Below are 25,481 nucleotides of genomic sequence, written 5' to 3'. Positions count from 1 at the left end.
AACGCCTCACCACCCGCCCGTCCATCCAACACCGACGGTGGGTTCTACGCTCATACCCGGTCCCCCCGCTCCCCCCGCACGGAGGTTCACCCATGGGCACCGCCGGCCCGGCCACAGCGCAAGCGCTGCAGTTCGCCGACGCGTACCCGCCGGAGGACCTGGTCCTACAGACCGCGCGCCGGCTCGCCGAGGAGGTGGGGCTGCCCTGCGTGTCGCCCGGCTCGGGCGCGGCGCTGCGGCTGCTCGCTGCCGCCGGCAACGCCCGGTCCCTGGTGGAGATCGGCACGGGCACCGGAGTGAGCGGGGTCTGGCTGCTCCGCGGCATGCGCCCCGACGGGGTGCTGACCACGATCGACGTGGAAAACGAACACCAGCGGGTGGCCCGGCGGATCTTCCAGGAGGCCGGCTTCGCGCCGTCGCGCACCCGGATCATCACCGGCCGTGCGCTCGACGTGTTGCCCCGGCTCACCGACCGCGGATACGACCTGGTGTTCGTCGACGCCGACCCGACCGAATACGCGGCCTGCGTCGCCGCGGCCGGCCGGCTGCTGCGGCCCGGCGGCGTGCTGGCCGTCAACAACGCGCTGGCCGGCGGCCGGATCGGTGACCCGGCCGCCCGCGACCCCGAGACCGTGTTGATCCGCGAGGTGGTCCGCGACCTGCGCGACGCCGACGACTGGGTGCCCGCCCTGCTGCCCACCGGCGCCGGCCTGCTCACCGCCGTCCGCCGCTAGAAGCTGGCCAGCCAGCGCAGCAGCGTGCGTACGCCCCAGCCGGTGGCGCCCTTGGTCAGCTCGGAGCTGTCTGAATCGGCCCACGACGGCGCCGACATGTCGATGTGCGCCCAGCGGTCACGCAGCGGCCCGGTGAACTCGGCCAGGTAGAGCGCGGCCATCACGCCACCCGCGCCGCCCTCGGAGGCGATGCTGCTCAGGTCGGCCACGTCGCTGCTGAGGAAGTCGCGGTAGTCGGGCGGCAGCGGCATCCGCCAGACCTGCTCACCGGCGTCGGTCGCGGCGTCGGCGAGCGCCTTGGCCAGCGCGTCGTTGTCGCTGTAGAGCGCGCCGGTGCGCTTGCCCAGCGCGACCGAGTTGGCCCCGGTCAGCGTCGCGAGGTCGACGATCAGGTCGGGCTCGAGCCGGGCGACCGCGTAGGCGAGCGCGTCGGCCAGCACCAGCCGACCCTCGGCGTCGCTGTTGTTGCTCTCGCTGGTGCGCCCGCCGTAGTGCCGGATCACGTCGCCGGGCCGGTAGGCCGAGCCGCTGACCATGTTCTCGGCGAGCGGGGCGAGCGCGGTGACCCGCACCGGCAGGTCGAGCGCGGCGGCGCCGATCGTCGCGGCGATGATGGCCGCCGCGCCGCCCATGTCTTTGCGCATGAGCTTCATCGAGTCGCGCGGCTTGATCGAGATGCCACCGGTGTCGAACGTGATGCCCTTGCCGACCAGCACGATGTGCTGGGTGGCGCCTTCCGGTGCCCAGGACATCTCCACGAGGCGGGGACCGCGCGACGAGCCGCCACCGACGGCCAGGATGCCGCCGAAGCCCTCGGCCTCGAGTTGCGCGGGCTCACGAACCGAGACGGTCAAGCCGGGGTACGCCGCCGCGGCCTCGGTGACCCGCTCGGCGAACCACTGCGGCGTCTTCACGTCGGACGGCATGTTGGTCAGGTCGCGGGCCAGCGTGGTGGCGGCCGCGGTGGCCCGGGCGGCGGCGAGCGCGGCTTCGTCGGGCGTGCCGGCCAGCAGCACCTCGGCGAGCTCGGGCGGGCCGTCGGCGCGCGGTGCGGCGAGCCGGAACTTGTAGGAGCCGAGCAGAACGCCCTCGGCGAACGCGCGGATGTCGGGGTCTTCGGCGGTCGGCAGGGCGACGGTGACCGACGCGGTGCGGGCGGTCGAGCGGGCCAGGCCGGCGCCGGCGGCCCGCCAGCCGCTCGCGCCCTCACCCACGCCGACCAGCAGGACCTTCGACGGCCGCTGGGTCGGGCGGGGCAGCACCTCCACGGCGCCCGGCTTGCCGCTGTGTGTCGCGGCCATCGCGACCACGTCGTCGGGCAGGCCCTCGGCGAGCGGCGCGCCGGCCCGGATGGGCACGACGATCGTGTCAGCGTCGGCGTCTGCGGTGTCGATGAATCTGATTGTGGGCACGCCGGCCTCCCGGGCTCTGTGCTGTTGCTGTGCTGTCTCGCTTCGGAGAACAAGGAGGCCCGCCGGCAGCCCAGTGCGGGCGTGCCGGCGGGCGCAGTCGGACGTCAGCCGGCGGCGGTCTTCAGTGCGTCACCGAGCGCGTTGGCCTCGTCAGGGGTCATCTCAACGACGAGCCGCCCTCCGCCTTCCAGCGGAACCCGCATCACGATGCCCCGGCCCTCCTTGGTGACCTCCAGCGGACCATCGCCCGTCCGCGGCTTCATCGCCGCCATGTTGTCTCCCCTCAGACTCGCCAGGGTGGTGGGTTATCCCACAGCCACTTCGTTACAGCGGCACCACGCTACGGCCCGTGGCACCGTATTACCCGAGGGCGCCTCGCAGGGCGCCGACCAATGATTTTCCCTGATAACCACCGCTGGACCCAAACCGAGGCGGTATTGATGTGACAGCATCTAGCTTATCTTGAAAGTGGCTGTCACAATGTGCGGTCATGCAGGCACGGTCGGCACTCTTCGACCTCTACGGTGACTACCTGCGCCCGCGTGGCGGCAGGGCCCCCGTTGCCGCCCTGGTGCGTCTGCTCGCTCCCCTCGGCATCGCACCGCCCGCAGTGCGGACTGCCGTGTCCCGCATGGTGCGACAAGGCTGGCTACACCCGCTGCGGCTGACCTCCGGGCCGGGCTATCTGATCACGTCGAAGGCCGCGAGGCGACTCGACGAGGCCGCCGCCCGCATCTACCGCACCAACCGCGCCGGCTGGGACGGGCGGTTCGACCTGATCGTCCTGGAGGCGCCCACGGCCCGCCGGGAACGCCAGCGCCTCGGTGCCAACCTGACCTATCTCGGCTACGGCATGCTCGACGAGCGCACCTGGGTCGCCACCCGCCCCGGCGCCGACGTCGACGCCCTGCTGGTCGAGACCGGGGTCGGCTACGAACGCTTCACCGCGACCCACGCCGCCGGCACCTCCGGCGCGATGGCCGTCGTCCGCCGGGCCTGGGACCTGGAGGAGATCGGCAACGCCTACGAGACGTTCGTGGCCGAGCAGCGCCCCCTGTTGTCCCAGGTCACCCCGCGCAGCGACGACGAACTCGCCTACGCGGCCCGGTTCCGGCTCGTGCACGCCTGGCGCACTTTCCTGTTCCGCGATCCCCAGCTCCCGCCGGCCCTGCTGCCCGAGCGCTGGGCCGGCAGCAACGCGGCCGCTTTCTTCGACCGGCACGCGACGCGGCTGCGCCCGGCCGCCGACCGCTACGTGGAAAGCTGTCTCGACGCGGGCCTGCGGGCCGCCCGATCGAAAGGTTCCTGAAGACGTGAGTGACGTGCTGCTGGTCGACCGCACCGACGCCGTGGTGACGCTGACGCTCAACCGGCCCGAGGCGATGAACGCGCTCGACGTGCCGCTGAAGGAGGCGCTCCGCGACGCCCTGGCAGCGCTGGAGACCGACCGCTCCTGCCGCGCGGTCGTGCTGGCCGGCGCGGGCCGGGCATTCTGCGCCGGGCAAGACCTGCGCGAGCACGTCACCGTCCTCGAGTCCGGCACGTCAGACTCGCTAGACACGGTCCGCCGCCACTACAACCCGATCGCCTCCAAGCTGGGCAGCATGCCCAAGCCGGTGATCGCCGCGGTCGGCGGAATGGCCGCCGGCGCCGGCGCCGGCCTGGCGCTGCTGGCCGACTTCCGGATCGGCGGCCCGAGCACCTCGTTCCTGATGGCGTTCGCCAACGTAGGCCTGGCGGCTGACACCGGCCTGTCCTGGTCGCTGCCCCGCCTGGTCGGCCACGCGAAGGCGATCGAGCTGCTGATGCTGGCCGAGCCGGTCAAGGCCGAGGCGGCCGAGCGGCTGGGCCTCCTGACCCGGGTAGTCGAGGCCGACGCCGACGTGCTGCCGGCCGCACAGGCCCTGGCGGCCCGACTGGCGGCAGGCCCGACGGTGGCCTACGGCGCGATCAAGCGCGAACTCTCAGTCGGCGACGCGGGCACGCTGAACGACGCGCTGGCCGCGGAGGCCCAGGCCCAGACCATCGCGGGCGCCACCGCCGACCACCGCAACGCCACGGTCGCCTTCGTCGAAAAGCGCAAGCCAACCTTCGAAGGCCGCTAGGTCCGTCGCTCTGCGCCGGATGGTCGAGCCGCGACCTTTCGTCGGGTGGCCAACAAGGATCACGCGCCCGGGGCGGGCTTGGAGTGCCCGAGGTGTCGCCCCGGACCGGCGCCTGCCGGCGATGCGGTCGGTCGTAGCAGGGCCGGCCTTGACCGTCCTCATCCGGTGGGCCGCGAAGGTGCGCTCCCGGTCGGGCGCGATAGTAGATATCTTGTTGAGAACGCCGGAACCTCTTTTGCTGGGCCTCGACGGCACATTTCTCGCCGCGCGCGAGAAGGCGTCTTTGGTCGGTTGATCGACGCCATCGCGGCCAATTGCGATAATCCCTTGCCAGCTTAGTTTTGCTCTTTGGTGGATGCGGAAGCGCAACTCCCCCGGGCCCGGTCGACGCCTCTGCCGCCGGCTGCCCCGCGGTGGCCTCGGCCAGGGACGTCGGCGCATATCCCGCTGGCCGCGACTGCGCAACTCCGGCGGGCCCGGTCGACGCCTCCGCGGCAAGCTTCGACGATGCGTTCGCCGGCGCCGCACCGCCCGAGTGGTGCTGACCTGCCGTTACGTCTGGGCCCGTGGTCGGTCGCACCGCGCGGTTAGCTGCCGGGTAGCCAGCCTCTGGAGAGTTTCCGCCGGCAGCCGGAGGGCGGGAGTCGCGGTCAGCGGCACGGCGCAGACGCTCGGCGTGCCGTCGGGTCAACCCCCAGGCGCGATGGCGCTGATGCTCTCGACGAAACTCTTCACCCGCAGCCGAATAATTGCGCGCCGCAGTGCGATCGCGCATGGCAGCTAGCTCTTTCGTAGTGAAGAACTGGAGCTGCCGCATGCATCAATTATCCCCGATCCACAGCGGGAAATCTGCCCCGCAAGTGCCTTCGATTATGCAATCTAAATGGCGCGGACCTTGTCGAAACGATCGTCAGGGATGAGTAGGCCTTGTCGACCAGCACGCGGTGCGGGCGTTTGACAGTGACGCGACCCGGCCGCCGTCCGCACGCGGCCGGTTATCAGACGGGCCCGGGCACTGCCGCCGCTGGGCCGCGTCTGCGGCGGCGCGGGCTGCCCGCCGGTGACCATGCGGCGCCCATGGACGTGCCGACCAGCCACGTGGGCGGTCGCCAGCCCGTAGCCGTCAGCCTGCTCATAGGCCACGGAACCGCCGAACCTAGGGTTCGCGGGTAGCACCGACAGGTGCTCGAATCATTGATCCGGGACGCGCCCTAGTCCTCTTCTTCCGGGTCCTGGTTGGCTTCCTCGCCGAGGACGAAGGCCTGCATCGCCAGCTCGTCGTCAGACGGTGAGACATAGGTGGGCAGCTCGCGCGGGCCAAGGTCCATCACGTAGGACCAGAAGAGGCGGACCGCCTCGGCCGGGTTGGGGGCTTCGATCGGCAGGTCGAGGCTGACCAGCCAGGTGCGGTTGTCGACGGCGGGGGCTACGCGGGCGGTCAGGGTCGCGAAGGTGTTGCTGTCGAGCGGTGTGACCGGGCCCGCCGGGGTCAGCTCGGCGGCCGCGGCGGGGTCGTCGAAGAATCGCCGCGTGTAGGTGACCACGACCGGGCCGGGCGTTGCCACGTCGGCGTTGTCGGGGTCGTCGTCGGCGCGGCCGGCGGCCGAGGCGACCCGGCCCAGCGCGACGATCTGCGGCGGTTGCGCCTCCGCGATGACCAGAACCTCGTCGCCCGCGAGTGGGCGAGGGGCGTCGCCCACGTCGGTGAGTTCCAGCGTTTCGTGGTGGAAGAGCCGCTCGGCCGCCAGCCGAGCCTCGGGGATGACGACCGCCCACTGTGCCATGCGAACCATCCCATCACAGCGGGTCGGCTGGTCAGTGCGGCGGCACGTGGCAGCCCTCCAAGTGGTCGTCGACCATGCCGGTGGCCTGCATCAGCGCGTAGGCCGTCGTCGGGCCGACGAAGCGGAAGCCGCGTTTCTTGAGGTCTTTGGCCATGGCCGTGGACTCGGGCGTGGTGGCCGGGACCTCGGCGCCCGAGCGCGGTCGGTGTGGCCGCGGCGGCGGCGCGTAGGACCACAGCAGCTTGCTCAGCCCGCCCTCGACCGAGAGCGCGGCGCGGGCGTTGCTGATCGCCGCGTCGACCTTCTGCCGGTTGCGGACGATGCCGGTGTCGGCCATCAGGCGGGCGACGTCGCTGTCGTCGTAGGCCGCGATGGTTTTGATCTTGAACCGCCCGAACGCCTTCCGGAAGTTTTCCCGTTTGCGCAGGATGGTCAGCCAGGACAGGCCCGACTGGAACGCCTCCAGCGTCATCCGCTCGTAGAGGTGATCGTCGCCGCGCAGCGGCTGGCCCCACTCGGCGTCGTGGTAGTCGAGGTAGTCGGGACTGCTGCCCCACGGGCAGCGCGCCTTGCCGTCGGCGCCGATCACGAGGTCTGTCACGAGCGAAACCCTATGAGTGGGGTACGACGAAATCTCAGGGCAGCCGGCCCGCCTCGACCAGCCGGGCGAAGCGCTTCAGGGCCTGGGTCAGGCTCAGCTTCGAACCCGGCCAGAGCAGCGGCCAGGCGACCCGGCCGGCGGCGCCACCGGGCAGGTGGAACCACTCGTGCCAGACCACCTGCGTGCGGTCGGTGCCCATCGGGGTGCAGCGCAGCACGCCCGGGCCGCGCAGCAGCTTGCCCTGGTGGATGACCCGCACCTCGTAGGGCGGGTCGAGCCGGGCCACCCGGAACTCGTCGCGGAGGACGGCCGGGCCGAGCGCGGTGACCGCCTCGATCACGGTGCCCTCGCCGCCGTCGCCGGAGACCACCCGGACCGTGGTGAACGGGATCCACTCGCCCTGCCGGCGCCAGGCGGTGAAGGCCTCGTACACCTGCTTGGCGGGTGCCTTGATGATGACCGTCGCGGTGACCTCTCCGGCGCCGGGCTGGGCGGCCTCGCGCAGGTCTTCCTCGCTCATCGGCGCGCCGACCCCGCGTCTTCCGTCGGCGTCGCGACGACCGCGGAGGTTTCGGCCTCGTCGAGCTGTTTGGCGGAATCAGCGTCTTCTGCGGAAGCACCCACATCGCCCTGGTCGGCCGCCGCCGTGGCGCGCTTGGTCGGGCGAGATGTCCGGGTTGCGGTGCGCCGCGCGGGCGTGCGCGCCTTGACCGGCGCGACCGCCTCCTCCGCCGGCTGGAGGGCCTCGGCGCTGGCCGGATCCGCGCTGCCTGCGCCCTCGGTGGCCGGCTGACCAGCGGCCGCTTGGCCGGCGGGCGCCTGGTGGCCGAGCGGCTGGTCGGCAGAGCCGCGGTCACCGAGCGGCTGGTCAGCAGAGCCGCGATCACCGAACTGCGGGTCGGCAGAGCCGCGGTCACCGAGCTGCGAGTCGGCAGAGGCACGGTCACCGAGCTGCGCGTCGGCAGAGCCGCGATCACCGAGCTGCGAGTCGGCAGAGGCACGGTCACCGAGCTGCGGGTCCGCGGTCGGCTGGTCCGCGTCGGACCGGTCGGCAGCGGCCCGCTGAGCAGCCTTGTCCGCGCCCGCGGTCTCGGGGGCGCGGTCGTCGGCGGCCGGCTCCAAGGGCTCCGCCTCGACCGGCGCGGCCGCGCTCTCGACCGACGAATCCACGTCGGCGGCCGGCGCGGTCACGGGCTCGGCGGCAGGGTCGGCAGCGGGCTCGCCGGTGCTGGTCGGGGCCGCTTCGGCCGCCTCCGGCTCGGTCGCGATTTCGTCATCTTCAGCCGGGCGGGTGAACTCGGTCCACCCTCGCTTGGCCGGCTCGGTCGCCACCGCCGGCGGCGTGGCGGGGGCCTGTGCCGCCTCGCGGGCCCGGCGCAGCGCGTCGGCATCGAGCACCCGGCCCTCGCGCAACGCGTTGACCTCGGCCTCGAGCACCCCGATCAGCTCGTCCTTGTAACCGATGTCGTAGGCGGCTCGGCGCATCGCCTGGTCGACCTGTGCCATCCGGTAACCGCGGGTGGCCAGGTCGAAGCGCACCTCGCCGAGGTCGGTCTCCTGCAGTGGCCGGGTCGTAGGCAGCGGCAACGCCCGCCCGTCGGGCTCGGCGGGCTGCAGCCCGGCGTCGCGCCCGCTGACCAACACGGTCACGCCGAACACGACCGCCGCGACGGTGACCGCCACGACCACAATAAGGAGTAGCTGACCCATACGCCCGATCGTGGCATGTCGGGCCGGGAGGGTCGACCCCGCCACCCCGTCGTCCACCTTCGCGGGCAAGGATCAAGCCGGACGTCCTACGGCGGCCGGAGGACCCATGGCGACACGAGGAGAGCGCATGTCGGGCGAGTTGCGGCTGGGACCGCGGACCTTCGGCCCGACCGACCTCGTGGTGATGGCGATCGTCAACCGGACACCCGACTCGTTCTTCGACCGCGGCGCCACATATGCCGCGGACGCCGCCCTCCGCGCGGTCGAGGCCGCGGTCCGGGACGGCGCCGACATCATCGACATCGGCGGGGTCAAGGCCGGCCCGGGTGACCACGTCGATCCGGTCGAGGAGATCACCCGCACGGTCGCGACGGTGGCCGCGGTGCGCGCCGCCTTTCCCGACACGGTGATCTCGATCGACACCTGGCGGGCCGAGGTCGCCACCGAGGCGGTCGCGGCCGGCGCGGACCTGATCAACGACACCTGGGCCGGCGCCGACCCTCACCTCGCCGAGGTCGCCGCCGCGACCGGTGCCGGGCTGGTCTGCACCCACGCGGGCGGCCTGCGGCCACGCACGCGCCCGCATCGGGCGGCGTTCGACGACGTGGTCGCCGACGTGGTCGCGACGATCACCGCACTCGCGCGGAGGGCAGCCGATCTGGGGGTACGCCGCGACGGCATCGTCGTCGACCCCGCGCACGACTTCGGCAAGAACACCCGGCACTCGCTGGAGCTCACCCGCCGGCTCGGCGACCTGGTGGCGACCGGCTGGCCGGTGCTGGTGGCACTGTCCAACAAGGATTTCATCGGGGAGACCCTCGACCTGCCGGTGGACCAGCGGCTGGAGGGCACCCTCGCCGCGACCGCGGTCTCGGCCTGGCTCGGCGCCCGGCTGTTCCGGGCGCACCAGGTGCGGGAGACCCGCCGGGTGCTCGACACCGTGTCGTCGATCCGCGGCGACCGCCCGCCGGCGGTCTCCCGCCGCGGACTCGCCTAGGTCCAGTTGAGGATCTTCTTGCGCCAGGCGTAGAGGATGCCGAGCGCCAGGACCGCCACGAAAATGGCCATTTCCACCACGGTGGTCGCGCCGAAGCCGGGCCGGTCGAACACGACTGCCCACGGAAAGAGAAAAACGGCCTCAACCGCGAAAAGCACATAAAGATATGCGTAGACGTAATACCGGATCTGCACCTGGGCCCAGTCGCCGCCGACCGGGTCGACGCCGCTCTCGTAGGTCTGGCGCTTGCCCGCCGGCTCGGCCGGGTCGGCCGGGCTGAGCAGCCGATTGGCGGTGAACGCGCCGACGAAGATCAAGACGCTGGCCACCAGCAGGAGCCCCAGCGTCACGTAGGACCCGAGGTAACCCGTCATGGCCGGGACTCTACCGCCGTTCGGGTTATTCGTCCCGACCGATAAGTCTGCGCTGGTCAGCGGAGCGGCGGTAGTTACGGTTTTGTTTCCGACCCAACTGGTGTCAGGAAGCAACTATCGCCGAATAATGAAGCACCCCAACGAAGGCCGGAGGTGCCATGTCGAGCAGACGGCGCGCGTTCGCACTCCTGCGCGCGATCGCTGCCGGCCTGATCGCGGCCGGGGTGATGGCGCTCGTTGTGATGGTCCCGTCGATGGGAGCGGGCGCCAACGGCCCGACCGGTGTGGTCGTCGCATATGACCCAGGTGGCGACCCGGGTGGCGACCCGGGTGACACCGGCACCGACCCGGACCCGGGCACGACCGAGCCCGACGCGCCGCCGACGGTCGCCGAACCGACCGTCGAGCCGACGCAGGAGCCGACGACCGAGCCGCCGCCCACCGATCCGGAGACCGAGCAGCCGACCGGCGAGGCGACCGCCGACCCGGAGCCGACGACGGCGCCGCCCGACCCGCCAACCAGCGGCCCGGGCCCGACCATCCAGCCGCCGGGCCAGCCCGGCCCCGTGCTGCCCGGGCAGAAGCCGAAGCTGGGCGCCCTGGTCTGGACCAACGACATCACCCTCGGCCGGTCCTACTGGTCGCACTCCAACACCCGCGCCGACCTGCGGGTGATGGTGGCCAACACCGGCTCGATCGTCGAAAAGGTCGCGATGCGCTACACGCTGCCGGTTGGCGTGACCGACGCCGGCACGCCGGGGTGTGCGCCCGCCGCCGGTCGCACCTACGTCTGCGGCTCCTGGATCGTCGGTCCGGGTCTGCGCTTCTCCACCTCGGTCCGGGTGCGGGTGGCCGGCGACGCCTGGCGGAAGATGCCACTGGGCGGCTCGATCGACGTCACGGCCAGCGCGCTGGGCCGGCCCGACCTCGGCACGGTCAGCGACAACCAGGGCTTCGCCGTGCTGTTCCCACCCGGTCCGCCGGTGGCCGGGATCAGCCTGGCCGCCTCCGAGGTCGCCTTCGGCTCGCCCAACCAGCCGGCCAACCTCGAGGTCAAGCTCAGCAACACCGGCGACGGCTCGTCGGCCGGCGCGGTCGAGGTGCTGCTCCCCGCCGGAGTGACCGTCGCCGCCCAGCCGAACGGTTGCGCGGCCGCCGGTGAGCGCACCCATTGCGACCTCGGCCGGCTGGGCGGTGGCCAGACCGTCACCACCACGCTGCCGCTGGTCGCGACCCTCGACGCGCAGCGCCTCGCGCCGCTGTCCGGAGCCGTGTTCGGCACGCTGACCTCGGGCAACGGCACCAAACAGGTGCAGATGAGCTTCCGGATCACCGCCACGGAGGCCACCGCCACGCCGTCGCCGACCCCGGTGGGCGCGGTCGGCCCGACCGCCTCGCAGGGCACCATCGGCGGGTTCGCCAAGGTGGCCGACAACCGCGACGGGCTGAGCGGGGTGCAGAAGACCGCGCTGGCCCTGGTGGTCGTCTCGGTCCTGCTGGTGGTCCTGGCGATAACGCTGGCGACCACCTCGCTACGCCGCCGTATAGAAGACGACAGCACGACGCAACTCGACGTGCCGGCGGTTGATTAGGCCGCCGAGCAGTGCTTTCGCTCACAAGTAAGGTAAGCCTGACCCCTAAGTGAGAAGGTCGTCTCACCGGGCGGGACCCGGTACGTGGAAAGGCTGTTCCCGGGACGTACGCTTTTCCAAGACACAACATGGAGCGGGACGGCCCAACGACGAGCGACCCCGCCGCCGCCGTCCGGCAAGGAGGTCAGCTACTCGTGGCCAAACAGGTCCGTCAACTGGATCGCGTGGTCATCCGCTTCGCTGGCGACTCCGGCGACGGCATGCAGCTCACCGGCGACCGGTTCACTTCGGAGACCGCTCAGCTCGGAAATGACATCTCGACGCTGCCCAACTTCCCCGCCGAGATCCGCGCTCCAGCCGGCACCCTCCCCGGTGTCTCGAGCTTCCAGGTGCACTTCGCCGACTACGACATCCTCACGCCGGGTGACTCGCCCAACGTGCTGGTGGCGATGAACCCGGCCGCACTCAAAGCCAACGTCGGCGACCTGCCGCGTGGGGCCGACATCATCGTCAACACCGACGAGTTCACCAAGCGCAACCTGACCAAGGTCGGTTACGCGGAGAACCCGCTCGAAGACGGCTCGCTCGACGGCTACGCGCTGCACCCGGTCGCGCTGACCTCGATGACGATCGGCGCCCTCGCCGAGCACGCCGTCTCGAAGAAAGACGCCGAGCGCGCGAAGAACATGTTCGCCCTCGGCCTGCTCTCCTGGATGTACTCGCGACCCTACGAGTCGACGATCCGCTTCCTGGAGCGCAAGTTCGCCGCCCGTCCCGAGCTCGTCGCGGCCAACATCGCGGCGTTCAAGGCCGGTTGGAACTTCGGCGAGACGACCGAAGACTTCGGCGTACGTTACGAGGTCAAGCCGGCCAAGATGAGCCCCGGCACCTACCGCAACATCACCGGCAACCAGGCGCTGTCGCTCGGCCTCGTCGCCGCCGGTGTGCGGTCGGGCCTGCCGGTGTTCCTCGGCGCCTACCCGATCACCCCGGCGTCCGACATCCTGCACGAGCTGAGCAAGCACAAGCGCTTCGGCATCACCACCATGCAGGCCGAAGACGAGATCGCCGCGATCGGTGCCGCGCTCGGTGCCTCCTACGGCGGCAGCCTGGGCATCACCACCACGTCCGGCCCCGGCGTCGCGCTCAAGGGCGAGACGATCTCGCTGGCCGTGGCACTGGAGCTGCCGCTGCTGATCATCGACGTGCAGCGGGCCGGCCCGTCGACCGGCATGCCGACCAAGACCGAGCAGGCCGACCTCAACATGGCCCTGTTCGGCCGGCACGGCGAGGCGCCGGTCGCCGTCGTCGCGCCGCGGTCGCCGTCCGACTGCTTCTTCGCCGCGATCGAGGCGGCCCGGATCGCCCTCACCTACCGCACGCCGGTGATCCTGCTGTCCGACAACTACGTCGCCAACGGGTCCGAGCCGTGGCTGCTGCCCGACGTCGACACGCTGCCCGACCTGCGGGTCGAATTCGCGACGGAGCCCAACAGCGAAGACGGCAAGAGCTTCCTGCCCTACCTGCGCGACCCGGTCACCATGGCCCGGCCGTGGGCGATCCCGGGCACGCCGGGGCTCGAGCACCGGATCGGCGGCCTGGAGAAGGCCGACAAGACCGGCGACATCTCCTACGACCCGGCCAACCACGACTTCATGGTGCGCACCCGGGCCGCCCGGATCGAGGCGATCCCGGTGCCCGACATCGAGGTGGAAGACCCCGATGGCGACGCGCGCACGCTGGTGCTGGGCTGGGGCTCGACCTACGGCCCGATCGGCGCCGCCTGCCGGGCCCTGCGCCACCGCGGCCTGCCGATCGCCCAGGCACACCTGCGGCACCTCTCGCCGATGCCCGCCAACCTCGGCGAGGTGCTCCGCGGCTACGACCGGGTGGTCATTCCGGAGATGAACCTGGGCCAGCTCGCCCACGTGATCCGGTCGCGCTTCCTGATCGACGCGATCCCCTACAACCAGGTCAGCGGCCTGCCGTTCACGGCCGCGAAGCTGGAGTCAATGCTCGAGGAAGTCGTCAAAAATGGCTAATCCCGTCGCAGTGAAGCTCACCCAGAAGGACTTCAAGTCTGACCAGGAGGTCCGCTGGTGTCCCGGGTGCGGTGACTACGCGATCCTGGCCGCCGTGCAGTCCTTCATGCCCGAGCTCCAGATCCCGCGCGAGCGCACCGTGTTCGTCTCCGGCATCGGCTGCTCGTCGCGCTTCCCCTATTACATGAACACCTACGGGATGCACTCGATCCACGGCCGGGCGCCGGCGATCGCGACCGGCCTGTCGGTGAGCCGCCCCGACCTGTCGGTCTGGGTGGTCACCGGTGACGGCGACGCGCTCTCGATCGGCGGCAACCACCTGATCCACGCGCTGCGCCGCAACGTCAACCTGAAGATCCTGCTGTTCAACAACCGGATCTACGGCCTGACCAAGGGTCAATACTCGCCGACCTCCGAGCTCGGCAAGGTCACCAAGTCGACGCCGGTCGGCTCGGCCGACTCGCCGTTCAACCCGCTCTCGCTGGCCCTCGGCGCCGAGGCGACGTTCGTGGCCCGCACCATCGACTCCGACCGCAAGCACCTCCAGTCGGTGCTGCGCGCGGCGGCCGAGCACGAGGGCTCCGCGTTCGTCGAGATCTACCAGAACTGCAACATCTTCAACGACGGCGCGTTCGAGACGCTCAAGGATCCGTCCACCCGCGACGAATACCTGATCCGGCTCGAGCACGGCCAGCCGATCACCTTCGGCGCCGAAGGCCAGCGCTGCGTGGTGCACCCGCCGGGCGGGTTCGGCCTCGAGGTGCGCGAGACCGCGACGGTCGACCCGGCCGACATCGTGGTGCACGACGCCACGGTCGCCGAGCCGGCCTACGCGTTCGCGCTGTCCCGGCTGCCCGGTCTCGACCTGCGCAACACGCCGATGGGTGTGCTCCGCAAGGTCGAGCGGCCGTCCTACGACCAGCGGGTCCGCACGCAGACCGAGACCGCGGTGGCGAAGGCGACCGGCACGCCCGAGGAGCAACTCGCCGGGCTGCTGACCAGCGGCGACACCTGGACCATCCTGTAATTACTGGCTGAGCGACGCCGACCGGTCGTCACGCACGTAGACCAGCATGTCGCCGGTCTCGACGGTGAGGCCGGCCGGCTCGGCCAGCGACACCACCTTGCCGCGCCGCACGAGCGCGATCACCAGCGGGTCGAGGTCGCGCGGCGCCTGGCCGACCTCCTGGCGTTCGGCCGACCGCATCGCCAGCGCCATGCCCTGGCCCGGGGTCAACAGGTCTTCGACCACGTCGATCAGCGGCGGCGCCGAGGTCGACAGGCCGAGCAGCCGGCCGGCGGTCGACGCCGACACGATCACGTGATGTGCGCCGCTCTGCTTGAGCAGCGGCGCGTTCTCGGCCTCCCGGGCGGCGGCGATGATCCGCACCTTGCCGGCCGTCAACTGCCGCACGGTCAGCGTCACCAGCACGGCCGCGTCGTCGCTGTGGGTGGCGATGATGACCGACTTGGCGTCTTTGACGTGTGCCTCCAGCAGGACCGCCGAGCGGGTCGCGGAGCCCTCCACGCCGACCAGACCGTTGGCGATCGCCGACCGGAGCGCGGCCGGGCTGTTCTCGACGACCACGATCTTGCGCTTGTCCATCCCGTTCTCCAGGAGGACGTTGACCGCGCTGCGCCCCTTCGTCCCGTACCCGCAGACGATCACGTGGTCTTTCACTGTCTTCCTCCACCGTGTCAGTCGCAGGTTGGTGCGGTATTGCTCGGTCAGCACCTCGAGCGTCGTGCCGACCAGGATGATCAGGAACAGCACGCGGGCCGGGGTGATCACGAGAACGTTGACCAGCCGGGCCGACTGGCTGATCGGCGTGATGTCGCCGTAGCCGGTGGTCGAGAGCGTCACCACGGCGTAATAGGCGCAGTCGAGCAGCGACAGGGGCGTGTCGGTGATGTCGCGGTAGCCGCGCCGGTCGATGAACACGACCAGGACGATGAGCAGGACCAGACCGATGGCCGCGAACAGCCGGATGCCGAGCGCACGCAGAGGACTCTGGCGCACCCGGGGAAAATGGATCACGCCGTCTCCCGCACGCCCACACCATAGCCAAGCCATTCACGTGCGTGTGGCCGGGAAGCAGGGGTACGCGCATCAGCGCGCACGGTGACGGCGCTGGCAGCTAGCCTTCGCGGCCGCGGTCGGCGGTGTCGGCGTCGCCGATCAGCGCACCGCGGTAGGTGCGGGACCGGCGCGGATGTGGCGGCTGCGGGTCGGTGCCGGCCTCGCGGGAGCGACCGGCGCGCGACTCGCGGATCACCACCGTGGTGTCGACCTCACCGTCGCGCTTGGGATCGGCCGCGTGCCGCTGGTCGTTGCGGTGCCGCGGCTCGGCCGCCCGCTGCGGGTCGGCCGGGCGACCCGGCTCCGAAACGCGGTCGGCGTCCGCCGCGCGGCGAGCGTCAGCGGGCCGCGCGTCCGCCGGCCGGCGGGCCTCGGCGGTCCGGGGGTCGGTCGAGTGGCGATCGGCCGGTGCGGGTGGGTCGACGAACAGGATGTCGGCGCGCCGGAGCGGCTCCACGAAGAGGACGGTGGCCGGCTCGCCCACGTCGGGGTCGGTCGGCAGTTCGGCGGCGAACCGGCTGGAACCCGCGGCCAGGTCGGGATGCTCGACGGCCAGCGCCATCGCGGCCGCCTGCTCGAGCGTCAGCTCGGCGCCGGACGCGTATGCCGTGTCGAAACCCGGGTCGCCGAGCACCGCGCGGGTGGCCGCCTGCTCCCGCGACCAGTAGGCGGCGAACAGCCCGCCCGCGCCGCGCTGCGTGGTGCGGGTCGCCTGGGCGGCACCGAACAGCTTGGCCGCGGTCTTCGGATCGCCGCCGTGCGCGCAGCGGACCGCCATCGCGTTGAGGCTGTCGCAGGCCCTGCCCCGGAATCCGTAGGCCATCCGGGAGCGCAGCGCGACCACCAGGTGGTCGTGTGCCGCGACCAGGTCGCCGCGGGCCAGCGCGACCATCCCGAGCAGCATGTCGACGGTGCGCCGGCCCCGCTCGGCCGGGCGGGCCGCTTCCATCGGGCGGGCGGCACCGAGCAACTCGGCCGCCTCGTCGAGGGCGCCACGCTGCCACAGCAGCTCGGCCAGGCTCAGCACGGCGACCAGCGCTTCGCTGCCGACGCCGTTGCCGTTGGCCCAATCCATCACGTCGCGGCTGGCCCGCTCGGCCTCGGTCAGCCGGCCCATGTCGATCAGCGGGCCGGCGCGGCCGGCGATCACCCGGGCCAGCAGCCCCGCGTCGCCCGCCTGCTGCGCGGCCACCTCGGCCCGCTGCGCGAACCGCAGCTCCTCGGCGAACTCGCCGTCGGCGGCGGCGTGCTGCGAGTGCATGTGGTAGGCCGCCGCCAGCTCGGCGTCGGGAATCGGCTCACCGGTCTCGGCGATCCGGCCGTAGAGGCGGAACAACCAGAGCCGGCCCTCCCGGGCCAGCCCGCGCTCCCGCCACCACTGGTCGAGGCCGCTGGCCAGCCGCAGGCCCAGCCGGGCACTGCCGCCGGTCGCGGTCCAGCGCAACGCGGCGCGCACCTCGTCGGCCAGCGGGTCGAGGGCGGCCAGCGACAGCGTCACCGGGCGGCCGTCGGCGCCGTGGAACACCCGCTGTAGCGCGTGGCCGCACCAGGCGACGTGCCGGTCGCGGGCGCCCCGCTCCTCGCCGGCGTCGACCAGGCGGCGGGCCGCGTACGCGCGGATGGGGTCGAGGATCCGGTAACTGCTCGCCGCGCCGTGCGGCTCCACTTGGATCATCGACTTGTCGACCAGGACGGCCAGCGGGTCGAGCGGGTCGTCGTTGAGCAGCCACTCGACGGTGGCCAGGTCGACCGGGCCGGCGAAGACGGAGAGCCAGCGCAGCAGCCGGGCGGCACGTGGGCCAAGGGTGCGGTAGGACCAGGTGACGGTCGCCTGCATGGTGGCGTGCCGTTGCGTCGCCGAGCGGAGCGCGGCCCGGGTCTGCGCGCTGCGCGCCTCGCCGAGCGCCGCCGCGTTGAGGTCGACGGTGTCTTCCTGGTTGCCGGCGGTGCCACCCATCGGTGTGGACTCGAAGGCGTCGTCGCGGCCGGCGTCGAGGGTGCCGAGCACGTCATCGAGGCGCTCGGCCAGCTGGCTCGCGGAGAGCACCCGCAGCCGCGCGGCGGCCAGCTCGATCGCCAGCGGCAGGCCGTCGAGCCGGGACACCACCCGTTGCAGCTCCGACGACTCGGTCAACCCGCCCCGGCGCCCACCACGGGCGGCGGCCGTGCGGTCGAGCAGCAGCGCCATCGCGTCGCTGGGCCCGCCGCCGGGTGCCGGCTCGGTCGACAGCGGCGGGATCCGCCACACCACCTCGCCGGGCAGGCCGAACGGTTCCCGGCTGGTGGCCAGCACCCGCAGCGCGCTGCCGCCGGTGAGCAACCGGGAGATCGCCTCGGCGGAGGCGCCGGGCTGGGCGTCGCAGGTGTCGAGCATGAGCAGCATCCGCTTGCTCGCCGCGTAGTCGACCAGGGTGTCGATCATCGGGCGGCCGGGCTCGGGACGCAGGCCGAAGACCGCGGCGACGGCGAACGCGACCAGGCCCGGATCGGTCACCGTGGCGATGTCGACGAACCAGACACCGTCGGGATAGGAGTCGACCAGCTTGCCGGCCACCTCGACGGCGATCCGGGTCTTGCCGCCACCGCCCGCGCCGACGACGGTGACCAACCGGTTGTCGCGCAGCAGGGCGGAAAGCTCGGCCCGCTCGGACTGCCGGCCGATGAACGAGGTCACCTGGGTGGGGAGGTTGTGCGCCGCCTCGTCGACCGTGCGGGGCCGCGGGAAGTCGCGGGCCAGGCCCGGCGCGACGAGTTGGAAGAGGCGTTCCCGGTCGTCGAAGCCGCGCAGCCGGTGCAGCCCCAGGTCGATCAGGGACGCGTCGGCGGGCAGCGGAGCGGCGTGGTGCACGGTCGCGGCGGAGAGCAGCACCTGGCCGCCGTGCGCGGCGGCGGCGATCCGGGCCGCCCGGTGCACCTCCGGACTCGCGTATTCGCCGGCGAGCGGCACCGCCTGCCCGGTGTGCAGGCCCATCCGGACCCTTGGCGTGGCCTCGGGCGTCGGCCAGTCGTGGTTGGCCAGGGCGCGCTGCGCGGTGACGCAGGCTTCGAGCGCGGCGCCGGCGTCGTCGAACGCGACGAAGAAGGAATCGCCCTCAGTGAACAGTTCGATGCCGTGGCTGGACGCGAGCGTGGCACGCAGCAGTCGCCGGTGCTCGGTGAGCACCGGCCGGTAACCCGCACCGAGCATCTGGGCAAGACGGGTCGAGCCCTCGATGTCGGTGAACAAGAAAGTCACCAAACCACTGGGAAGGTGAACTCGTCCCGGCACGCGTGAAACCTCCGCCCCCCTGGAAGTCGGGGTCCATGCTGCCGCACTCCGGTCAGCCGGCGCATCGTAGGTTCGGGTGGCCCAGCGCGGCTCAAGGTCGAAAACCCGCCCCCACCAGGGGCAATGTGCTACGCCGGGGTTAACCGCGGGTGTCCGGCCGCGGTTGTACGGCTGAGTAACGAGGTGTCTGGTGGGTAGTTGCGGCACCGTTGGTCAGTCCTAACAGGACCAACGGATGATCGACAGGCGGTGACCGACCGGGATCAGCAGCCGCAGGCACCGCCGCAGCAACCGCCGCCGCCACCCGCGGCCGGCGCGGGCGCGGAGCCACCGAGGCCGCCGACGGAGACCGCGGAGAGCAGCTTGACGGTGTCGGCGTGGCCGTCGGGGCATTGCGCGGGCGCGCTCGCCTCGGCCATCGGGCGGTTTACTTCAAAGGTGCTGCCGCAGGCGCGGCAACGGAACTCATAACGGGGCATGCCAGACAGGGTACGGCCTCCGCCTTGCCGCATCGGGCACCTGGATCGGTAGGCTCTTTCACGTGGGTGCCGGGGAGGAGTCGCCGACGGCTGCCGCGAAGCTTCGGGCGTCCGTGCCCGACCAGCGCGCGCCGGGCGACAAGAAGGCGATGCCAGCGCCTGTTGAGCCAGAACCCGTCAAAGTCGAGCCCGAAAAGTCTGAAGCGGCGAAATCGACAGCCGTCAAGGTCGACATTGACCTCGGCTCCGAGTGGGATCCCGCGCGGCGCCCGCCGCCCGGAATCGAGCGCCCCGCCGACCGGGGCGTCGCCGCCGGGGCCGCGCTCAAGGCCCGCTCCGCGGCGCTCGGCCGGTGGTCCCGCTCCCCGAGCGGGCGGCTGGTCCTCCCGGGCGCGCTGCTGTTCGCGCTGATCGGCGTGACCGCCGTGGCCGGCGCTGTGGTGCTGCCGGCCAACGCGCCACCCGCGGCACACCCGAGCCCGGCGGGCAGCCCCGCCGGCGACCCGTCCGCCGGCGCCACTCCCGGTGCCGGCCTGCCGACCGGGTTCGCGCCGACCGATCCGGTCAACCCGGGGTTCCCGACGGCGACCGCGACGACCAACCCGGCCAACCCGCCCGTGCAGGGCGGCGGCGGCCAGCCGGCCGACGTGCTCACCACCTGGGCCCAGCAGGTCGCCACCAAGACCGGCATCAGCGTCACCGCGGTCCGCGCCTACGGCTACGCCGAACTCGTCGCCGGCCAGAACAAGCCGACCTGCCACATCTCCTGGACCACGCTCGCCGCGATCGGCAAGGTCGAGTCAGCACACGGCACCGCCAACGGCGCGACGCTGGCCTCCGACGGCCAGACCTTCCCGCACATCATCGGCCTCCCGCTCGACGGTCAGGGCAACCGCCAGCGGATCACCGACACCGACGACGGCCAACTCGACGGTGACCCGACCTACGACCGAGCCGTCGGCCCGATGCAGTTCATCCCCAGCACCTGGGCCACTTCCGGTGCGGATGCGGACAACGACGGCATCAAGGATCCCCACGACATCGACGACGCAGCCCTCGCAGCAGCTAACTATCTGTGCGGAAACGGGCGAGACCTCAGCAAGGCCCAAGACTGGTGGGGCGCCATCCTCAGCTACAACGACGTGCAGCGATACGCCCAAGACGTGTTCAACGCAGCCAACGACTACGGCACCAAGAGTCGCACGTAGCGTAATGGCTTCGGCACTTTGGAGAACTAAGGCCTTTCGCCTCGGACCCGTTAGCGGCAAGCTAGACAGGTGATGGTGCGCGAGTGGGATCCCAAAACCGCCTCCGCCGATGAGCTCAGGTCGATGTTGGACAGCCTGAATGCGGTGCTCATGGCGGACCTGCCGGATGACCCACTGTGGCAAGAGAGTTATCTTCGTGAATACCTCGCGGAGACGATGCCGGGTGAGCGACGCATTTCCTGGCTGGCCGAGGAACCCAGCGGCAACGGCGGGCCACCTCGGGTGGTCGGGCACGCCAACGTGCTGCTCCTGGGCGACATCGGCGTGGTCGAGCTGCTGATCCACCCCAAGGCCCGGCGCGCCGGGCTGGCCCGGGAAATGCTCGCCCAGGCGGCCCGGAAGACCTATCACGAAGGCTTTTCCGTTATCGGCGCCGAGGTTGTCGGCGGCACCCCGGCTGTCACGTTCTTCGAATCAGTGGGTTTCGTCCGCGAATACACCGAGACCCGCAGTGTGCTCCGGCTCAACTCGGTCGATTGGCTCTCGCTCGGCGAGATGGCCCGCGGCATCGGGGCCGGCTACCACCTCGAGTTCTGCCCGGGTGGCCCGCCCGACGACCTGCTCGACGCCTACGCCAAGGCCAAGGCCGAGCTGCGTGAGGTCGACGACGGCGACCTCGACCTACGACCGAGCTCCTACGACCCGCAACGACTACGCGCGAGCCTCGACTGCCTGCACCGCCGGGGCATGAAGCCCTACATCGTGCTCGCCATCCACGAGAAGACCGGCGACGTGGCGGGGCTGACCGAGGTCGTCGTCCCGGCCCAACACCCCACCCGCGCCGACCAATACGACACGATCGTCGTCCAGGACCACCGCGGCTACGGCATCGACCGGGCCATCAAGGCGCGGATGCTGTTCGAGCTGCGCTCGGCCGAGCCCAAGCTCGCCGAGGTGCAGACCTGGAACGCACAGGCCAACGAGTCGATGCTCAAGGTCAACGCCGAGCTGGGCTTCCAACCCGACCGCGAGTGGTACGAATACGGCGCCGACCTGGCCGACATCCTGCGCCGCCTCGAGCACGGCGTTTAGCGGCTCGACACGTGATCGCCATCCAGGGCTGTTAGACAGCCCTGGATTGCTGTTCCATTCAGGATTGACCCACCCCTTGTGCCCCCACCACCCCTGGAGGCTTCTGTGCGCTCATTCCGCGCGCCCGCGATACTCGCGGCCGCGACCCTGACCGCGACCACCGCCCTGGTCGGCGTCTCGACCAGCGCGTTCGCCGCGCCGACCGACCTGCTCATCTCCGAATACGTCGAGGGCTCGTCCAACAACAAGGCCGTCGAGCTCTACAACGGCACCGGCGCGCCCGTCGACCTTTCCGCCTACCAGCTCCAGGTCTATTTCAACGGCGCGACCACCGCGAGCTTCACCGCTTCGCTCACTGGCACGGTCGCCGACGGCGACGTGTTCGTCTTCGCCCACTCCGCGTCGGGCGCCGAGATCCTGGCCCAGGCCGACGCCACCACCGGATCCGGCCTCTGGAACGGCGACGACGCGATCGTGCTGCGCAAGAGCGGCGCGGTGGTCGACTCGCTCGGCCAGGTGGGCGTCGACCCCGGCACCGAGTGGGGCACCGGGCTGACCAGCACGGCCGACAACACGCTGCGCCGCAAGGCGACCGTGACGGCCGGCGACCTCGACCCGACCGACGCGTTCGACCCGGCGACCGAATGGGACGGCTTCGCCGTCGACACCTTCGGCGGCCTCGGCAGCCACTCGACCGGCGGCGGCCCCGTCGACGCGCCCGCGGTCGTCACCTGCGGCAGCGCGCTGGTCACCGCGGCCGGCACGGCGGCGACCCGCGACGTCACGGCGGCAGACCCCGACGACACGATCGCTGACCTCGACATCACCTCGGTGACCCCGGCGCCGACCGCCGGCAGCATCAGCCGCACCGCGTTCACAGCCGCCAGCGGCCCGGGCGCCACCGCCACCGCCACGATCACCGCCAGCGCCGACCTGCCGGGTGGCAGCTACGCCGTCGTCGTGACCTCGCGCGACGAGGGCGGCACGACCGCGTCCTGCACGCTGACCGTCCAGGTCAACCACGTGCTGACGGTCGGCGAGGTGCAGGGCCAGACCACCGACGCCGAGCAGGGCAAGCTCGACCGTTCGCCGCTCGCTCCGGCCAGCGGCAACAGCGCCCAGCTCTACGACATCCGCGGCGTGGTCACCCAGCGGGCGCTCTCCCGCACCGCGGCCGGCGCGCTGCAATACGGCTTCTTCTTCCAGAGCCGGGCCGGCGCCGACGACGGCGACCCGCTCACCTCTGACGGCGTGTTCGTCTACACCAGCACGTTCCCCACGCTGATCGGCGGCTACCAGCCGGTGGTCGGCGACGAGATCGTGCTCCGCGGCCGGGTCACCGAATACTTCAACCTGACCGAGATCGCCAGCGCCTCGCTGGTGTCCAAGCTGGCCAGCGGCCTCAACGTCGACACCGACGTAGCGGTCACCGACGCGGTGCCCCCGGTCGACCTCGCCACCGCCGACCGGTTCTGGGAGCGGCACGAGGGCATGCGGATGCGGGTCCGGGCCGGCGCACAGGCGGTCAGCGGCCGCGACGTGTTCGCCAGCACCGCCGACTCCGAGGTGTGGGTGATCGACAAGAACGACCCGCTGCTGGCCCGCACCGACCCGTACGCCCAAAGGGTCTTCCGCGACTCGCACCCGCTCGACAACAACCCGGCCAAGTTCGACGACGAGAACGGCAACCGGATCCTCTTCGGCACGATGGGCGTCAAGGACCGCTCCGGCGACAGCACCACGCTCCTCCCGCCGGTGCACACCTTCGACAAGCTCACCAGCGACGCGGTCGGCGGCCTCTACTTCTCGTTCGACAAGTTCGGCATCCAGCCCGAGCAGGTCACCTTCGCGGGCGGCACCGACCCGTCGAAGAACAACCCACCAAAAGCCGCTAACCGCAACACGGAGTACGCGGTAGCCACGTACAACGTCGAGAATTTGTACGATTTCCGCGACGACCCCTTCGACGGCTGCGACTTCCTGGGCAACACCGGTTGCCCCGGCGTCTCCCCGCCGTTCGACTACGTCCCGCTCACCCAGGCCGAATACGACGCCCAACTCGCGTCGCTCGCCGACCAGATCACCAACGACCTGCACGGCCCCGACCTGATCCTCGTGCAGGAAGCCGAAGACCAGGACATCTGTTCCGTCTCGGGCGGCGCACTGGTCTGCGGCACCACCGACAACGCCGACGGCGCGCCCGACACGATCCAGGAACTGGCGCTGACCATCAAGGCCAAGGGCGGTCCGGCGTACGCCGCCGCCTTCGACCGTGACGGCGCCGACGACCGCGGCATCACCGCGGCGTTCCTCTACCGCACCGACCGGGTCTCCCTGGCCCCCGTGACGCCGGCCGACGCGGTGCTGGGCACCAACTCGGGCGTCTCCTACCGAGGTGCCCCGCTCCCCTACAACACCGACGTGCAGAACCCGAAGTCGCTCAACGCCGACCTGCCCGCCGACGTAGACACGTCGACCGGGGTGGACGGTTCCGACGTCTTCACCCGCGCACCCCAGGTGGCCAAGTTCCTGGTGTCGGCAACCCCCGGCAGCAGCGAGCGCCAGGTCGTGTGGGCAATCAGCAACCACTACTCGTCGGGCCCCGACGGCCGCATCGGCCAACGCCGCGAGCAGGCCGGCTACGGCGCCGAAATCGTCAAGGCGATCGAGGCGGCAGACCCCAACGCCCGCGTGGTCTACGGCGGAGACCTCAACGTCTTCCCGCGCCCCGACGACCCGGTGCAGTCCAACCCGGGCGACCAACTCGCCCCGCTCTACAACGCCGGCCTGCACAACCTGTGGGAAGACCTGGTGCGCGACGTGCCGGCCAGCGCATATTCGTACTCCTTCGAAGGCCAGGCCCAGACCCTGGACCACCTGTTCGTCAACGCCCCGCTCTACGGCGACCTGGTGCAGATGCGGGCGGCACACATCAACGCCGACTGGTCAGCAAACTACGACGGCGACGGCTCACGCGGTTCGAGCGACCACGACCCACAGGTGGCCCGCTTCTCCTCAAGGGCCGAGCTGAAGGTCTCCGACGCCGCGGTGACGGAGGGCAACTCCGGCACGACAAAGCTCAGCTTCACGGTGTCGGTCTCCCGCCCGTTGTCCGAGCCGGTCCTGCTGTGCGGCACCACGCTGGGCCTGACGGCTCGGGCAGGCTCTGACTACGACCCGGTAATCGGCTGCCGCACCCTGCCAGCCGGCGCCACGTCAACAACGGTCGACGTAACGGTGAAGGGCGACCGCCAGCGCGAGCCCAACGAAACCCTCACCCTGATCGTCGCCGGCATCCCCGGCCTGGTCCTGACCGACCCGATCGGCGTAGGCACCATCCGCAACGACGACTAACCGCACCTCGCTCAGCGAGCGGCCCGGCCCTTCGGCCGGGCCGTTTCGCGTCTAGACGTAAAACTCCGGCCGCCATGGTGGCGGCGGAGCGTTGCGGAATTGCTTGACCCGCACTTCCCACTGGCTCCGCCGCCGCTGCTGATCCCGCACCCGCCGATTGCGATAAAACGTCTCCGGCGGCCGCGCCAGCCCGTAAATATCGGCCCACCACTCGCCGGGTTCCGGATCGAGAATCACATCAAGGTGCGCCGGAAACCGCCGATCGGCAAGATCAAGCGTGTTGTCACTGTCCACCATCGGCCGCAACCGCCGATTATGCTGATCAACAACCACAAGCCGAAACCCACAGGCCCCGAGCAACCGCTCCATCATCGCCAAGCTGGGCATCGACTCACCCGTCTCGACCTTGGAGACCGTGCCACGGCTGATAGCGCTCTTGGCCGCCAGCTGACGCTGGCTGAGATCGGCCCGCAGCCGCGCGGCCCGCACGAGCCCGGAAACCGGAAGGGCGACGGAAAGGTCCTGCCTGCTCATCACGGCAGCATGTACCCCGCGCCGGTCACCCGGCAGCACCGCGGCCGAACCTGTGGACAACGGTCGAACCTGTGGACAACCGCCCACCCCGCCCTACCTGTTTTCAGGCTTTGCT

The 25,481-nt window shown here is 71.3% G+C and carries 19 protein-coding genes and 2 pseudogenes; 10 read left to right on the top strand and 11 right to left on the bottom strand.

Annotated features, from left to right (window positions below; all coding sequences use genetic code 11):
* Nucleotides 1-92 precede the first annotated feature (92 nt).
* Nucleotides 93-734, top strand: coding sequence for an O-methyltransferase (locus DFJ67_RS13990; protein WP_116068270.1), 642 nt, complete (start codon nt 93-95; stop codon nt 732-734).
* Here the strand turns inward: DFJ67_RS13990 and DFJ67_RS13985 are convergent.
* Both DFJ67_RS13985 and DFJ67_RS13980 read right to left on the bottom strand, forming a co-directional pair.
* Complete coding sequence (locus tag DFJ67_RS13985; protein WP_409362960.1) at nt 731-2,146, bottom strand: leucyl aminopeptidase; 1,416 nt, start codon at nt 2,144-2,146, stop codon at nt 731-733. The genes DFJ67_RS13990 and DFJ67_RS13985 overlap by 4 nt on opposite strands.
* A 104-nt stretch (nt 2,147-2,250) precedes the next feature.
* Nucleotides 2,251-2,418 (bottom strand): DUF3117 domain-containing protein, encoded by a 168-nt coding sequence (locus DFJ67_RS13980; RefSeq protein ID WP_089253522.1) that lies wholly within the window; start codon nt 2,416-2,418, stop codon nt 2,251-2,253.
* 218 nt (nt 2,419-2,636) lie between these two features.
* Here DFJ67_RS13980 and DFJ67_RS13975 point away from each other — a divergent pair, with 218 nt between their 5' ends.
* The gene (locus DFJ67_RS13975; RefSeq protein WP_116068269.1) at nt 2,637-3,455 is read left to right on the top strand and encodes a PaaX family transcriptional regulator; all 819 of its coding nucleotides are present in this window, start codon (nt 2,637-2,639) and stop codon (nt 3,453-3,455) included.
* A 4-nt stretch (nt 3,456-3,459) separates the two neighbouring features.
* Complete coding sequence (locus DFJ67_RS13970; RefSeq protein ID WP_116068268.1) at nt 3,460-4,251, top strand: enoyl-CoA hydratase-related protein; 792 nt, start codon at nt 3,460-3,462, stop codon at nt 4,249-4,251.
* 1,211 nt (nt 4,252-5,462) lie between these two features.
* On the opposite strand, the gene DFJ67_RS13965 is transcribed toward DFJ67_RS13970, so the two are convergent.
* The 4 genes and pseudogenes from DFJ67_RS13965 to DFJ67_RS13950 form a co-directional block, all read right to left on the bottom strand.
* The gene (locus tag DFJ67_RS13965) at nt 5,463-6,044 is read right to left on the bottom strand and encodes a hypothetical protein (RefSeq protein ID WP_116068267.1); all 582 of its coding nucleotides are present in this window, start codon (nt 6,042-6,044) and stop codon (nt 5,463-5,465) included.
* A 22-nt stretch (nt 6,045-6,066) separates the two neighbouring features.
* Complete coding sequence (locus tag DFJ67_RS13960; RefSeq protein ID WP_116068266.1) at nt 6,067-6,636, bottom strand: DNA-3-methyladenine glycosylase I; 570 nt, start codon at nt 6,634-6,636, stop codon at nt 6,067-6,069.
* Between the two features lie 34 nt (nt 6,637-6,670).
* Nucleotides 6,671-7,156 carry an SRPBCC family protein gene (locus DFJ67_RS13955; protein ID WP_116068265.1) on the bottom strand — a complete coding sequence of 162 codons (486 nt, stop codon included), beginning with the start codon at nt 7,154-7,156 and terminating at the stop codon, nt 6,671-6,673.
* Nucleotides 7,157-7,839: 683 nt separating this feature from the next.
* Nucleotides 7,840-8,346: pseudogene (locus DFJ67_RS13950) on the bottom strand (DivIVA domain-containing protein); the annotation flags it as partial.
* Between the two features lie 127 nt (nt 8,347-8,473).
* On the opposite strand from DFJ67_RS13950, the gene folP reads away from it, so the two are divergent.
* A complete protein-coding gene (gene folP / locus DFJ67_RS13945; protein ID WP_116068264.1) occupies nt 8,474-9,343 on the top strand; it encodes a dihydropteroate synthase in 870 nt (289 codons plus the stop codon).
* On the opposite strand, the gene ndhC is transcribed toward folP, so the two are convergent.
* The gene (ndhC, locus tag DFJ67_RS13940; RefSeq protein ID WP_116068263.1) at nt 9,340-9,717 is read right to left on the bottom strand and encodes an NADH-quinone oxidoreductase subunit A; all 378 of its coding nucleotides are present in this window, start codon (nt 9,715-9,717) and stop codon (nt 9,340-9,342) included. The two genes, folP and ndhC, sit on opposite strands and share 4 nt — an antisense overlap.
* A 158-nt stretch (nt 9,718-9,875) precedes the next feature.
* On the opposite strand from ndhC, the gene DFJ67_RS13935 reads away from it, so the two are divergent.
* From DFJ67_RS13935 to DFJ67_RS13925, 3 genes are all read left to right on the top strand, one after another.
* The gene (locus tag DFJ67_RS13935; RefSeq protein ID WP_116068262.1) at nt 9,876-11,309 is read left to right on the top strand and encodes a hypothetical protein; all 1,434 of its coding nucleotides are present in this window, start codon (nt 9,876-9,878) and stop codon (nt 11,307-11,309) included.
* A gap of 194 nt (nt 11,310-11,503) precedes the next feature.
* A complete protein-coding gene (locus tag DFJ67_RS13930) occupies nt 11,504-13,351 on the top strand; it encodes a 2-oxoacid:acceptor oxidoreductase subunit alpha (RefSeq protein ID WP_116068261.1) in 1,848 nt (615 codons plus the stop codon).
* A complete protein-coding gene (locus DFJ67_RS13925) occupies nt 13,344-14,378 on the top strand; it encodes a 2-oxoacid:ferredoxin oxidoreductase subunit beta (RefSeq protein ID WP_116068260.1) in 1,035 nt (344 codons plus the stop codon). The genes DFJ67_RS13930 and DFJ67_RS13925 overlap by 8 nt, the downstream gene beginning before the upstream one ends.
* On the opposite strand, the gene DFJ67_RS13920 is transcribed toward DFJ67_RS13925, so the two are convergent.
* The 3 genes and pseudogenes from DFJ67_RS13920 to DFJ67_RS13910 all read right to left on the bottom strand — a co-directional run bounded on the left by DFJ67_RS13920 (nt 14,379) and on the right by DFJ67_RS13910 (nt 19,178).
* Nucleotides 14,379-15,389, bottom strand: coding sequence for a potassium channel family protein (locus DFJ67_RS13920; RefSeq protein WP_116068259.1), 1,011 nt, complete (start codon nt 15,387-15,389; stop codon nt 14,379-14,381).
* 550 nt (nt 15,390-15,939) lie between these two features.
* Nucleotides 15,940-18,699 (bottom strand): annotated as a pseudogene (locus DFJ67_RS13915) (winged helix-turn-helix domain-containing protein); the annotation flags it as partial.
* Between the two features lie 263 nt (nt 18,700-18,962).
* Nucleotides 18,963-19,178, bottom strand: a complete 216-nt coding sequence (locus DFJ67_RS13910) for an FmdB family zinc ribbon protein (RefSeq protein ID WP_116068257.1) — start codon at nt 19,176-19,178, stop codon at nt 18,963-18,965.
* 62 nt (nt 19,179-19,240) lie between these two features.
* On the opposite strand from DFJ67_RS13910, the gene DFJ67_RS13905 reads away from it, so the two are divergent.
* The 3 genes from DFJ67_RS13905 (at nt 19,241) to DFJ67_RS13895 (ending at nt 24,832) form a co-directional block, all read left to right on the top strand.
* Nucleotides 19,241-20,386, top strand: a complete 1,146-nt coding sequence (locus DFJ67_RS13905) for a lytic murein transglycosylase (protein ID WP_239097420.1) — start codon at nt 19,241-19,243, stop codon at nt 20,384-20,386.
* A 72-nt stretch (nt 20,387-20,458) separates the two neighbouring features.
* Nucleotides 20,459-21,478 (top strand): GNAT family N-acetyltransferase, encoded by a 1,020-nt coding sequence (locus DFJ67_RS13900; protein ID WP_116068256.1) that lies wholly within the window; start codon nt 20,459-20,461, stop codon nt 21,476-21,478.
* Between the two features lie 105 nt (nt 21,479-21,583).
* Nucleotides 21,584-24,832 (top strand): lamin tail domain-containing protein, encoded by a 3,249-nt coding sequence (locus DFJ67_RS13895; protein ID WP_116068255.1) that lies wholly within the window; start codon nt 21,584-21,586, stop codon nt 24,830-24,832.
* 51 nt (nt 24,833-24,883) lie between these two features.
* Here DFJ67_RS13895 and DFJ67_RS13890 read toward each other — a convergent pair whose 3' ends face one another.
* A complete protein-coding gene (locus tag DFJ67_RS13890) occupies nt 24,884-25,366 on the bottom strand; it encodes a helix-turn-helix domain-containing protein (protein ID WP_116076192.1) in 483 nt (160 codons plus the stop codon).
* Nucleotides 25,367-25,481: the final 115 nt, after the last annotated feature.

The sequence above is a fragment of the Asanoa ferruginea genome (genome assembly GCF_003387075.1).
Taxonomy (GTDB): Bacteria; Actinomycetota; Actinomycetes; order Mycobacteriales; family Micromonosporaceae; genus Asanoa; species Asanoa ferruginea.
Note: the sequence above shows the minus strand (reverse complement) of the source record. Positions and strands in the feature narration are given on the sequence as shown.